This window comes from Vibrio sp. SBT000027 (assembly GCF_963894355.1).
Classification (GTDB): Bacteria; Pseudomonadota; Gammaproteobacteria; order Enterobacterales; family Vibrionaceae; genus Vibrio; species Vibrio splendidus.
The window spans coordinates 1,075,200-1,087,448 of the sequence record NZ_CAWQGD010000001.1 but is presented as its reverse complement, the minus strand read 5'-3'; the positions used below and the strand labels follow the sequence as shown (position 1 = coordinate 1,087,448).

The window sequence follows — 12,249 nt, the reverse complement described above, 5'->3', positions numbered from 1 at the left end:
AGCGGTCGCTTAACACACTAACTTGTAAATTAATCAATTAAGCTTGCTTGTTAAACCAAGCCAATTTTTCATGAAGCTGGGCAACGCTACCTACCACAATCAATGCTGGGCTCTTTGCAACGCTCGCAAGATTGGCTAAGTCACTCAAACCACCACGGAAGACTTTCTGTTCTTGGCGTGTACCATTCTCAATAATCGCAACCGGCATGTCTGCTCGCATACCGTTATCCAGTAAGTTTTTCTGAATGTTCGGGCTCTCTTTCAGACCCATGTAAAACACGATCGTGTGATTGTGTTGAGCAAGCGAACGCCAATCAATATCTTCGCCATCTTTCTTTAGGTGGCCAGTAATGAATTGAACACTTTGTGCGTGATCTCGATGTGTAAGCGGAATACCCGCGTAAGCAGTCGCGCCTGCAGCTGCGGTGATACCAGGTACCACTTCAAATCTCACGCCATTTTCAGCCAGAGTTTCACACTCTTCACCACCACGACCAAAGATAAACGAATCACCACCCTTTAGACGGACAACGTGCTTGTTTTCTTGTGCTTTGGTCACCAATAATTGGTTGATCTGATCTTGTGGTACACAGTGATGATCGAGCTTTTTCCCCACATACAGCATTTCTGCATCGGAGTTAGCCATTGCCAAGATATCTTTAGATACTAAGCGGTCATAAACGACCACATCGGCCTGTTGAATAACGCGTGCCGCTTTTAGGGTAAGTAAGTCTGGGTCACCAGGGCCCGCGCCTACTAATGAAACCAATCCTTTGGTTACTTCTTTAACATTCGATGACGATACTTCTGACATGCTGTGCTCCGAAGGTTTGCTTGTGTTATCTCAAGCTTCAATCTATGTGATAAGTCACTGTATTCATGATGACTTATCCAAATCCTTAACCCTTAGACTATCAGGTGTTGAGTTAAATATTCAGTCTAAATACTAACGAAGATAGAAGTAATTATAACAAAACAGTCTATTGCAGGTATTTTATACCAATCAACACCTTGATGATGTTTAAGGCGTTCGAACTAAAAAAGCCCCAAACATTTAGTTGGGGCTCTTAATCTCATACTAAATTACGTTTCACCGTATTCAGAATTACTTAGCACCTAAAGAAGGAGCGGTTCTTGCGTGTGTTAGGAACAAAGGTACACATGTTAAGAACAAACCACCTACGATGTTACCTAGGATTGTTGGGATAAGGTTGAAGTTCAACCATGTCGCGATACCGAAATCAGCGCCAAGAATCATACCCAGTGGGAATAGGAACATGTTTACTACTGTATGCTCGAATACTAGTGCGAAGAAGATAAAGATTGGGAACCACATCATTGCGACACGACCAGACACTGTACGTGCTGTCATGTTACCAATCACACCTAGACAAACCATTAGGTTACAGAAGATGCCGCGTACGAAACACGTGATCCAGCCGTCCATACCCATGTTTTCAAAACCTAGGCTGCGACCAGTAGAAACAGCGATGAATTTCTGCGCTACTGCATTTGGTTCTAGAGAGAAATTACCCGTTAATGAGATAGCAACCAGTACCGCAACGATTAGAGAACCGATAAGGTTACCAAGGCCAACGATACCCCAACAACGCAGTACACGACCCCAAGTCACACCTGGTCGGTTATCGAATTTCGCTAAAGGTGCAAGGCCGAATACGCCCGTTACTAGGTCGTAACCCATTACACTTAGAATCACGAAGCCTACTGGGAACACAAGAGCGCCAACGATGCCGATACCTGTTTGCACGATAGCCGTGATTGCTACAACAACGGCTAGAGAAAGAATGATGCCTGCCATTGTGCTTCGAATCAGAAGATCACGAGTACTCGTTTTCGTTTTCGCTTCACCCACATCGATCATCGTTTGAACGAATTCAGCTGGTTTAAAATCAGGAGACATAAGGTTGTCCTTAAAAAGTTAAAATTAAAAGTTAAAATCGGATAGGAAAAGGTTCTAGTTGCCGAACTAAGGCAATGTCGATAACTAGAACCCTTGATCTATCAAATCTTGTTACGTATTCGATTATGCTGAGATTTCAACAGCACCTTTGGTAATACGAGCTTTATACGCTTTCACGCTGAAGTTCTCGTCTTCCATGCACACACCTGTTGCTAGGTTAAAGCGTTGCTTCTTAAGTGGGCTCGCCACCCAAAGCTCACCTTTGTGCTCAACCGTTAAACCGCGAGATAAAACGTTTGATTGGAAAAACGGGTCAGTATTACTAATAGCGAACACTTCTTCGGCTTTAGTTGGGCGGAAAATAGCAACTTGCTCACCACCAACCAATGCACAAACACCGGTACCTGGAATAATATCTTCGATCTTACAAACTTTGGTAAATGCCATGATGTCGTCTCCCAATTAAACCAGTTCAACGTGAAGGATGTCGCCCTTCGCTTCTGGGTGTTTTTCTGTAAATGTTGCTGGGCGGTGTTGTTCACGGCCATCGTCAACAAACACAACGTTTTCATCACGGTCATCAGCATTGATGAAGTGTGAGAAGCGCTTAAGTTGAGCTTCATCGTTGATAGTGTCAGTCCACTCACAAGCGAAGTTACCCACTAGGCCAGCGACGTCAGCTTCAAGCTGGTCGTTGATGCCAAGTTTGTTATCAACAATCACTTCACGTAGGTAGTCAACGCCGCCTTCTAGGTTGTCCATCCATACCGAAGTACGTTGTAGTGGCGCAGCCGTGCGGATGTAAAACATCATGAAACGGTCGATGTATTTCACTAGTGTTTCTTGGTCTAGGTCGCTTGCCAGTAAGTCTGCGTGACGAGGCTTCATACCACCGTTGCCACACACATACATGTTCCAACCAGCGTCCGTTGCGATAATACCTAAATCTTTACCTTGAGCTTCAGCACACTCACGAGTACAGCCAGACACACCGAACTTCATCTTATGAGGAGTACGGATGCCTTTGTAACGGTTCTCGATCATCACGCCTAGGCCAACTGAATCTTGAACGCCGTAACGACACCAAGTTGAACCAACACATGTCTTAGCCATACGAAGTGCTTTTGCGTAAGCTTGACCCGTTTCGTAACCTGCAGCGATTAACTTCTTCCAGATTGCTGGTAAGTCATCTTTCTGAGCACCGAATAGACCGATACGTTGTGCTCCAGTGATCTTCGTATATAGGTTGTATTCAGCCGCAACATCCGCAAGAACGCTTAGAGCTTGAGGCGTTACTTCGCCACCTGCCATGCGAGGGATAACCGAGTAAGTACCATCTTTCTGAATGTTACCTAAGAAGTTGTCGTTGGTATCGTGCAGTTTTACTAGCTCAGGCTTAAGGATGTGGTCACCCCAGCAAGAAGCAAGGATAGAACCCGCTAGAGGCTTACAGACTTCACAGCCGTAGCCTTTACCGTATTTCTCAAGTAGCTCGTCGAATGTTTTGATTTCTTCGATACGAATCAGGTGGAAAAGCTCTTGGCGAGAGTAAGCAAAGTGCTCACAAACGTCGTTCTTCACTTCTACACCCGCTTTTGCAAGTTCAGCGTTTAGCACAGAAGTCACAAGCGGAATACAACCACCACAACCTGTACCTGCACCAGTTACTGCTTTGATATCACCGATGGTATGGTGACCTTCAGCGACCGCTTGAGCGATCTTGCCTTTGGTTACGTCGAAACAAGAACAGATAACGGCAGTTTCCGGTAGTGAATCAGCGCCAAGCGTTGGTTTTTCACCACCAGCGTGTGCTGGAAGAATCAATGCATCTGGGTGTTCTGGTAGGTCAATTTCGTTCAACATAAGTTGAAGAAGGTCACCGTAATCAGAAGTATCGCCAACCATTACTGCGCCAAGCAGTTTCTTGTTGTCTTCAGAAACGATTAAGCGTTTGTAAACTTCTTGCTCTTCGTTTTGGTAAACGTAGCTTTTACAACCAGGAGTACGACCGTTTGCATCACCGATTGAACCTACTTTCACGCCCAGAAGCTTAAGCTTCGCAGACATGTCAGCACCTTCAAATGTGCTTTCGTTACCAACAACGTGGTCAACGGCAACTGTCGCCATCTTGTAACCAGGAGCCACTAGCCCGTAGAACGTTTGGTTCCAAGACGCACACTCACCGATTGCGTAGATATCTTTGTCTGTCGTTTGACAGTGATCGTTGATCTCGATACCACCGCGAGGCGCAATACCTAGACCCATTTGACGAGCAAGTTTGTCTTGTGGGCGAATACCAGCAGAGAATACGATGAAATCAGTTTCTAGCTCAGTGCCGTCTGCAAAACGCATCACGTTACGAGCTTCAGTGCCTTCAGGAGCAATTTCAAGCGTGTTCTTGCTTGTATGGACATTGACACCCATACGTTCGATCTTTTGACGAAGCTGATTACCACCTGCAAGATCAAGCTGCTCTGCCATAAGCTTTGGAGCAAACTCAACAACGTGAGTGGTTACGCCAAGCGCTTTAAGTGCGCCTGCTGCTTCAAGGCCAAGTAAACCACCACCAACAACAACACCAGATTTAGAATTCTTAGCGGTCGCTTCGATAGCTTTTAAGTCTTCGATAGTACGGTAAACAAAACAGTCTTTGCCTTCGTGGCCTTTAATCGGCGGTACGAATGGGAAAGAACCCGTAGCAAGGATAAGCTTGTCGTATTGAATTTCACGACCAGTGCTTGAGTAAACTGTTTTCTTTTCACGGTTAACGTTGATAGCACGTTCGCCGATCAGCATATTGATGCCGTGTTTCTCGTAGAAACCTTCTTTAACTAAAGAAAGTTCATCTGCAGTGTGGTGTGAAAAGTAAGAAGAAAGGTGAACACGGTCATACGCAACACGTGGTTCTTCACAGAACACCGTAATGTCCATGTTTGCAACATCTGTCTTCTCGACTAAATCTTCGATATAGCGATGGCCTACCATCCCGTTACCGATTACGACTAGCTTCATCTTGCTCATAAGAATTCCTGAAGGTTATATATTTCTTAACTACACGAATAATGAATTATGAAAGAAAATGAAAATATGATGTAAATCAATTACGAAAACGAACTACCCGAAAGGGGTAGAACAAAAGAGGTAGATCTGCTTATTTATCGAGCTAAGCAAACGAATAACCTTGGTTTTGATAGGGTTTAGCGGGATTTTATATACACTTTGGCGCACTAGAAAGAGTGTTGTAAAGTTTCACAATAGGTTAGCAATAACGTAAGTAAATGACAATCATTTTCATTTACTGACTTAACACAACGTTAAAACTTACGTTAATTTCCAAATTCATGAAGAACTATGTGCAGTTATGAAAGGGTTTCGCCGAATGAATGGTCAAAAAATGAACATTGAATCATAATGTCATTCATTTTATTAAACCCGAATCGTGACAAACAACTCGCAAAATGTCCTTAGATTATTAACGAGCCTCGAAGACAAAGCTTTCCCAGTTATCAAACTGTTAATTTAATTGATCCAGCACATATAGCGCTCAAATTCACCGAAGCTATATCAAATCGAGCTTTCAACCAAACGGTGAATAAATTAAAATTATTGGAAATAATTCTCATTTGATAGAGCCAACTACTATGCGTGTACTTCTACTGATCTTAACTATCATTGCCACTCCTGCACTTGCTGAAACAAAAGTCATCAAACAAGTGATGGACATGAATTCTGAGAACATCGACAAGATGTATCAATTTATTCCTGATTACGTAGAAATCGAACCTGGTGATAAGGTGCTTTTTAAAGGAACCGTTGGCTCTCATACAGCCCATAGTATTCAAGGGATGCTTCCTAACGGCGCTAAACCTCTTATGATATCCGGGTCAAACGCTCAGGAAGTCACTTTTGATAAGCCCGGAGTTTATGGCATAAAATGTAAAGTACATCACCGACACGGAATGGTGGCGCTAGTGGTCGTGGGTGACCCAAGTGTTAACTTAGAAGAAGCTCGCACTGCAGCCAAAAAACGTGTGAGTCGCCGAGCTCAGAAGAAGATGCAAGGCTTGCTCGATCAAGCAGAGCAAAAGGTTCAATAACCTTTGTCCCTACTTTTAAAGCACCGACTCTCCATTTGGTATTGAGATAGGAATGCCTGTCTGAAAACGGTTTTCGGGAGTCAGTAACAAGAAACAGCGCCGAATTAGCGCTGTTTCTTGTTATCTACTTAGACATGGTCAAATATTCCGCACTAAACGTGCAAACATATCAAACTAGCCACCCCGTTCTGAATGAAACTCCGACAACCACAAACAAAATTGAAATAATAGTCACTGGCACAATGTGCAGCGCCATATCAACCAAGTTGTCCTTCGATAGTTTTGGAATCACACGAAAGCGTGCGTCTAGGGCTAGCAATACCGTCAGAGACAGTAACGTCAATTTAGCGGCAATGCCATGAGCCAGTGGAATCGACATATCAAACCATAAGCTAACGTCTGGCAACATGTGATAAGCGAGCATCAACCCGGTCACCACTTGAACTACCAAAGCAGGCATTCCCACCTTTTCGTACCCTTGCTCGAATTCCAATAACATTTCTGGAGATCGGTGTTTCAAGACTTTAGGAAGGATAACGACGCTGAGAATAATGTGCCCTCCCGTCCAAATGGTGGCAGCCAATACATGCAAAACCAATAATACGCCAAACATAAACTTCCCTTACACAATGTTACGTGGTGCAAAGGAGAACCCTTCAAACTCACGCTTATATTTTGATTCACCAATTTTCTTTATTTTGGCGACGCCCATTTTGTAGTTGTAGTTACCACTGATTTGGTCAACTACCCTTGTTGTTAAAGCATTCGCTGGGTTCTTCATGTCCATCATATTGCAATACAACACACCTTTTTTCGTGGCTGAGGTGACAATCGCAACGGCTTTAATCTCCGCGTAATCCAGTTGAATGTGACCATTTTTCATTAAGTTACTAAACTGAAAATCGTCTGACTCGATACCCAGAATCGTATCTTTAAAATTGGCTACCCGCTCCGAATACACCAGTACTTCATCTCCGGCTTCTATGCCCCGTTTTTCCGCATCTTCTGGGTGTACTTCAATCCAGTTTTCAGGCCAACGATGAGTGATGTAAGGCCTGCGCTCGGTATCATCAAACCCTGACTGCCAGATTTCGTTAATACGACCATTCGAAAACCATAACTCGTCCTGTTTTGGGGTAAGCCAAGCGTGGAAATCACTGAACAGATCCCAAGGGTGCTTTTGAAGATTGACCTTCCCCGTCTGACTATTAAATTGAGTAAGCTGTTTACGCATAATATTGGCGCCTTGAGGCCCATCTTGCAGCCCTTTGTCGACCAGATCACCCCAACTCATTTCAGTATCATGTAGGCGTTTAGTACCAATCAGCTTTTTGGTGTCATAGTTATAAAATACAGGGCCTTGGATCCCTTCGGTACCAAATTCAGCGAGCTTTTGATGAAGTGTTTTTCCTTCAGAATGAGCTGCAACTTTGATCATATTGAAATCTTTACGGCTACCGCGACTAAATCGCGATGACTCTTCGGCTACGTCATTCGAGTTTTGCCAATCAAACCCGTCGTACCCCATTCGCGAAGCCATTTGAGCAACGATCCACCAGTCTGGCTTAGCCTGACCCGGCGCATCAGCGAACTGTTGGTAAAGGCGCAGCCGACGCTCACCATTAGCGCGTATGAAATCCTCTTCCCCCCAAGTCGCAGCCGGAAAGATGATATCGGCAAACTGTTTACCTATAGGATCACGTAAGTAAATATCTTGATTAATGACGACCATTCCACCGGAATCTGCACGCTTTTTGAGTGTATCTATAATGTGCTGTTTATCACGTCGCGTCGCTTGGTGAGGGTTACGTGTCGTTAAGTCAGTGAATTTCTCTTTCAATCCATAGCTGCCACACATAGCTTGGATCCATGTTGTACCAATGACATGTGCCATACGAGTATGTCCGGAATAGAGGTACCTATCGGTGTCTATTGAGCGTCTGCGTCTGCCTGCGACTTTTTCAGGTGACTTGTTTCTTGGAAGTTTCCCACCCGCTAACCCACCGCGTTGATGTCCACCAAACCGACCAATGACACGCCCTTCGCGGCCACCAGTACCGATGATCGTTGCAAGGGAGGCGATGGCGTTGGTATTTCCGGTATTGTTCGACCAATAAAAGCCCTTCTCTATACCAATTGATGCTTTAACTCTTTGACCATTCACTGGCATTGCCAACATCTCGGCAGCTTTGTGGATCTTCTCGACGTCGATACCCGCTATCGACGCGGCATACTCAGGTGCGTATTCTTTCTGCTCTAAATTCCATTGCTTATAATCATCAAAGCCATCGGTTTGGAACTTGCCCCAAGTGGTTCTCCACTGCCATGGCGTATTACGAGTACCCTGACCAAAACCTGAACTCGATTCCCATTTATTATTAACCCAGTTTTCAATCCACTCATTGTCTTGCCAGCCTTGCTCTAAGATCACTCGAGCAATTGCACCAACCACAAGATTATCGCTGCCGGGATTAATATCGAGGTGCAATCCACCTTGAGATTTAAGCCACGCTATGCCTGCGGTTTCACGAGGGTTCAAAATTACGGTTTTCATTCCACGATGCACCGCAGGCATAATGAACTGCGTAAAAATGATGGTTTTGGTCTCATACGGATCCGTTCCGCAGATCATCAAAGTATCTGCCGCGCCCCAATCATCATAACTTGGAGCAAAATTATCAAAACCCGCATCTCGAAAACCTGGGGTTGCAGTGACATCTGACGGCGTGTCATGAAACGAAAAATTCGCGGTATTGACATGACGCAATGCATACTTTGTTATTGCATAGGTGTTTTCAATATACTGATAGGAAAAGGTTTTTACGCAGTAACTGTTCGAACCGTGCGTATCAATCACATGACGGCCAACTTGGGCCGCTATATCCAACGCAAAATCCCATTCTACAGGTTGTAACTGACCGTTAATTCGAACAAGTGGTTGTTTCAATCGATCTTTGGTTGGTGTTTCTGGGTTATAAAGCTTTCTTGCGAGCAGTCCACCACGAACCGAAGAATCACCGCCTTTATTGACGACTTGTATGTCTTTGTCTGCCACTACAACCACATGATGTGGTTTGCCATTATGCGAAACAATATTATGTTGCTGTGGCGAAACCCAAGCTTGTAATGCATGAACCGGGAAGTCGACAGCAAACGCATTTTCGTTAGCGCGAGTTCCACCTGAAGGGCTATTCACAGGCCAACGGTAAACCTTATAACCGCACGCCACGATACAATAATCACAGGCTGTTGTGATAACTTCAGCATGAACAGGAGGCAGTAAAGTATTTGTCGGTTGAAGGTACTGACGGTTTAAAGGAGATTGATTGCTTGAAGAAGATTCACTCATTAAACTACCTCCACATCGATCAGGTTTTCCATGCGACCAAAGATCAACCCCATAACGCCAACTGCATAGATGTCGTCACCTTCGAGCTCGAGCAGTACTTGAGGTAAGCTCTCAAAGGCTTGACCAGAAACCATAATGCCATGACGTCGTAAATCAAATGTAGACAGGTGGAATGGACACTGCCCGACAATGCGATGCTCTCCTGTTGCTTTATAAGCACCTGTTAAAGGCCCACCTTGATGAGTACACGTCATCGAGTACGCCACAATATCGCGCTGTAACCCTATCCCACCCCCGCATTCGATGTCGGATTTAACCAACATCGCAATCGAGTTTTTCCCTCCATCTGGATATTGAAAGTGAACCGGAATGTGGTTACTAAGTTGGCTTAACTGGGCGATTTTCTTACGCGGGTAACCGACAACACGACCTTCAACTTGAGTTTCAGAATCAGTCCCTGCAAGTAAGGTAAGAGGAACCATAGATACGGCAGTAGCCGCACCGGAATAAAGTAAAAAATCACGTCGTGACATCATGCATTTGTTGTGTCGTTTACTCGAATTTTGCTCTGAGTTGGCGATCATTTTTCTGCTCCAGCAAGTTCTTCTTTAGTAAATAGCGGTTGGTATTCTGGAATGGTTGGCTCTTCAATAAAAATCTGCTCACCTGAAAATGCTTCGATAAAACTCAGTAAGTTCTTTTTATCTTGTTCCGTTAAACCGAGAGGTTGAATCAAAGCAGATTTGGTCTGAGGGTAACCAGTAGTACGTCCGTCATCCGCCACACCACCTCGGTCGTAGAAATCAATCACCGCTTCTAAAGTTGGAATAGTGCCATTGTGCATGTAGGGCGCAGTGTATTTTGTATAACGTAGGCTTGGCGTTCGAAACTTACCTAACATCTCTTTACGTTTAGCACGAAAGTAAGCTCCGGGATCGGCCTTTGTGGTGCGGTACATCTCTTCGGTGACACCTTTAGAATAAAGCTCAAATCGAAACGTTATCTGTGCCAGTCCATCATCATCCCACCAAGGGCTTGGCGGCACGCCAATGTTGTAGAATTTCTGGTCAGATGCCAAAGCCCCGTTGTGACAAGCAATGCAATTTGCTTTGCCTTCAAACAGTGCTTTGCCCTTCAATTGGGACTCGGACAAAGCGGTTTTGTCACCGAGTAAATAGTTATCTATTGGTGTGTCACGTTGAATCATCGTACGTTCAAACGCGGCTATAGCACGCCAAGCGTTGTGTATTTTCGGAGTATCATCACCAAACACTCGCTTAAAACGTTCAACATACTCAGGTACTAAGGCTAAACGCGCTTCCATGACGTCATCTTCACCATTACCCGCGACCGCGCCCTTCGCAGCATCTTTTGCTTGCGCTTCCAATGACATAGCGCTGCCCGCCCAGAAAAATTTGTCATAATAAGCCGCATTAATAATCGTTTGGCTATTACGCCAATGTACCGTACCCGGATATCCCATGGATAAGTCATCAGGAAAACCCCAGCCCTGAGATTGGATATGGCAACCAGCACATGGGCTAGTCGTATCGCCACTTAGCCGACCGTCATAAAATAAGATCTTTCCCAACTCTATTTTTTCGGGTGTTTGTTTATTATCCGCAGGCACAGGCACCTCCCCTAGAGGCTCAAGCTGTACCTTTGCATTAACAACATTGGGAAGCCCCGTCATCCCAATAAGAATAAAGAGTGCCGTCTTTAATACAGAACGCTTAGTTACGAGCATTTGACCAATCCTCCGTGTATTCGTAGCCGAAGTCATAGTCTAACCATTCGTATTCTTCGCCTATAAGGGCGTCTCCAGATAACGATTCCAGAAAGGCCACCAGCGCCTTTTTTTCATAGTCCGTTAGGGAAAGCGTGGTGAGTCGAGAGTCTTTTTTTGAGTCTTCGCCACCACCTTGATTATAAAACTCAACCACATCTTTAAGTGTGGCAAGCATGCCATTGTGCATATACGGCGCAGTTTGAGTGAGCTCTCGTAACGTAGGCGTTATGAACTTACCGCGATCGCTACCATCCGCTTTATGAGTTTGAACATGCGCACCAACATCGCGCTTTAACGTTAAGTAATCTTGCACACCCATAAACATGTTGTAGGCAAGGAAAGATTGATGCCGCATTGGGTCTAAAAATATCTCATGATTTTCTGGCACTCCGGTATTGTGTGCCTTTCCGTCCGAAAACAGAGCGCCACGATGGCATTGGTTGCACCCCGCTTTGCCTGTGAACAGCTTTTCTCCCTGGCTCGCTAAGTCGCTAAGCTCACCCTTGTCAAAAGGGACGTTTTTCGAAGTCAATGTTTTTAGGTATTCAGGCAGAGCTTTACGTACTCCGCCATTTGAAGGTTCCCCTAGATTAGCCGCTTTAAACATCTCGACGTATATTGGGTCTTGTTTGAGGCGTTCCTGCATCAAACGCATGTCCATATTCATCAGCCAGTCTTCAGTGATATTCTCCCGCACCACATCGTTTAGATTGGTGCCAATACGACCATCGTGAAACCACACCTCTTTATAGGCTGCATTAATAAGTGTTGGAGCATTGCGAAATCCATCACTCCCCGTATACGCAGGGCTTAACGGTTCAGGATAAGAAAAGCCATTCGCCGGAATATGGCACCTGGAACACGATATCGAGTCATCCCCGGACAAGCGAGTATCAAAAAACAGTCGTTTACCGAGTTCTGCTTGAGCTGGATCGATGTCTAAAGGAGGCAAAGCAGCATGTAAATTCATCGTAAAAAAGGAGCACAATACTACGCAGACTTTTCGAGCGAAGCTTTGAAGTGTGGACTGTGCTCGTAAAACACTCATCGGCATTCCTTTTTAAGGATTATTATCAATAAAGCCTATTATTAA

The 12,249-nt window shown here is 44.7% G+C and carries 10 protein-coding genes; 1 reads left to right on the top strand and 9 read right to left on the bottom strand.

Annotation, left to right across the window (positions count from 1 at the left end):
- Positions 1-37 precede the first annotated feature (37 nt).
- The 4 genes from cobA to nirB all read right to left on the bottom strand — a co-directional run bounded on the left by cobA (position 38) and on the right by nirB (position 4,942).
- Complete coding sequence (gene cobA, locus AACU28_RS04625) at positions 38-814, bottom strand: uroporphyrinogen-III C-methyltransferase (RefSeq protein ID WP_017079292.1); 777 nt, start codon at positions 812-814, stop codon at positions 38-40.
- Between the two features lie 291 nt (positions 815-1,105).
- On the bottom strand, positions 1,106-1,921 hold the full coding sequence (locus AACU28_RS04620; protein WP_017079293.1) for a formate/nitrite transporter family protein: 816 nt from the start codon (positions 1,919-1,921) through the stop codon (positions 1,106-1,108).
- 123 nt (positions 1,922-2,044) lie between these two features.
- A complete protein-coding gene (gene nirD, locus AACU28_RS04615) occupies positions 2,045-2,368 on the bottom strand; it encodes a nitrite reductase small subunit NirD (RefSeq protein ID WP_004731122.1) in 324 nt (107 codons plus the stop codon).
- 15 nt (positions 2,369-2,383) lie between these two features.
- The gene (gene nirB / locus AACU28_RS04610) at positions 2,384-4,942 is read right to left on the bottom strand and encodes a nitrite reductase large subunit NirB (protein ID WP_121602453.1); all 2,559 of its coding nucleotides are present in this window, start codon (positions 4,940-4,942) and stop codon (positions 2,384-2,386) included.
- A 620-nt stretch (positions 4,943-5,562) separates the two neighbouring features.
- Between nirB and AACU28_RS04605 the strand changes: the two genes are divergently transcribed.
- Positions 5,563-6,018, top strand: a complete 456-nt coding sequence (locus AACU28_RS04605) for a plastocyanin/azurin family copper-binding protein (RefSeq protein ID WP_228011024.1) — start codon at positions 5,563-5,565, stop codon at positions 6,016-6,018.
- Positions 6,019-6,187: 169 nt separating this feature from the next.
- On the opposite strand, the gene AACU28_RS04600 is transcribed toward AACU28_RS04605, so the two are convergent.
- The 5 genes from AACU28_RS04600 to AACU28_RS04580 are packed head-to-tail and all read right to left on the bottom strand — an operon-like array spanning position 6,188 to position 12,204.
- Positions 6,188-6,631, bottom strand: coding sequence for a CopD family protein (locus AACU28_RS04600; protein ID WP_004731117.1), 444 nt, complete (start codon positions 6,629-6,631; stop codon positions 6,188-6,190).
- Positions 6,632-6,640: 9 nt separating this feature from the next.
- The gene (locus tag AACU28_RS04595) at positions 6,641-9,367 is read right to left on the bottom strand and encodes an arsenate reductase (azurin) large subunit (protein WP_183091174.1); all 2,727 of its coding nucleotides are present in this window, start codon (positions 9,365-9,367) and stop codon (positions 6,641-6,643) included.
- Positions 9,367-9,951: an arsenate reductase (azurin) small subunit gene (locus AACU28_RS04590; protein WP_121602452.1), complete on the bottom strand. Its 585-nt coding sequence runs from the start codon at positions 9,949-9,951 to the stop codon at positions 9,367-9,369. The genes AACU28_RS04595 and AACU28_RS04590 overlap by 1 nt, the downstream gene beginning before the upstream one ends.
- Positions 9,948-11,114, bottom strand: a complete 1,167-nt coding sequence (locus AACU28_RS04585; protein ID WP_121602451.1) for a cytochrome-c peroxidase — start codon at positions 11,112-11,114, stop codon at positions 9,948-9,950. The genes AACU28_RS04590 and AACU28_RS04585 overlap by 4 nt, the downstream gene beginning before the upstream one ends.
- Positions 11,101-12,204 (bottom strand): cytochrome-c peroxidase, encoded by a 1,104-nt coding sequence (locus AACU28_RS04580; RefSeq protein WP_121602450.1) that lies wholly within the window; start codon positions 12,202-12,204, stop codon positions 11,101-11,103. The genes AACU28_RS04585 and AACU28_RS04580 overlap by 14 nt, the downstream gene beginning before the upstream one ends.
- Positions 12,205-12,249 lie beyond the last annotated feature (45 nt).

Bases quoted from the DNA above. Each gene is read 5' to 3' on its own strand.
- cobA (WP_017079292.1), bottom strand. From the start codon at position 814: ATGTCAGAAGTATCGTCATCGAATGTTAAAGAAGTAACCAAAGGATTG.
- AACU28_RS04620 (WP_017079293.1), bottom strand. From the start codon at position 1,921: ATGTCTCCTGATTTTAAACCAGCTGAATTCGTTCAAACGATGATCGAT.
- nirD (WP_004731122.1), bottom strand. From the start codon at position 2,368: ATGGCATTTACCAAAGTTTGTAAGATCGAAGATATTATTCCAGGTACC.
- nirB (WP_121602453.1), bottom strand. From the start codon at position 4,942: ATGAGCAAGATGAAGCTAGTCGTAATCGGTAACGGGATGGTAGGCCAT.
- AACU28_RS04605 (WP_228011024.1), top strand. From the start codon at position 5,563: ATGCGTGTACTTCTACTGATCTTAACTATCATTGCCACTCCTGCACTT.
- AACU28_RS04600 (WP_004731117.1), bottom strand. From the start codon at position 6,631: ATGTTTGGCGTATTATTGGTTTTGCATGTATTGGCTGCCACCATTTGG.
- AACU28_RS04595 (WP_183091174.1), bottom strand. From the start codon at position 9,367: ATGAGTGAATCTTCTTCAAGCAATCAATCTCCTTTAAACCGTCAGTAC.
- AACU28_RS04590 (WP_121602452.1), bottom strand. From the start codon at position 9,951: ATGATCGCCAACTCAGAGCAAAATTCGAGTAAACGACACAACAAATGC.
- AACU28_RS04585 (WP_121602451.1), bottom strand. From the start codon at position 11,114: ATGCTCGTAACTAAGCGTTCTGTATTAAAGACGGCACTCTTTATTCTT.
- AACU28_RS04580 (WP_121602450.1), bottom strand. From the start codon at position 12,204: ATGAGTGTTTTACGAGCACAGTCCACACTTCAAAGCTTCGCTCGAAAA.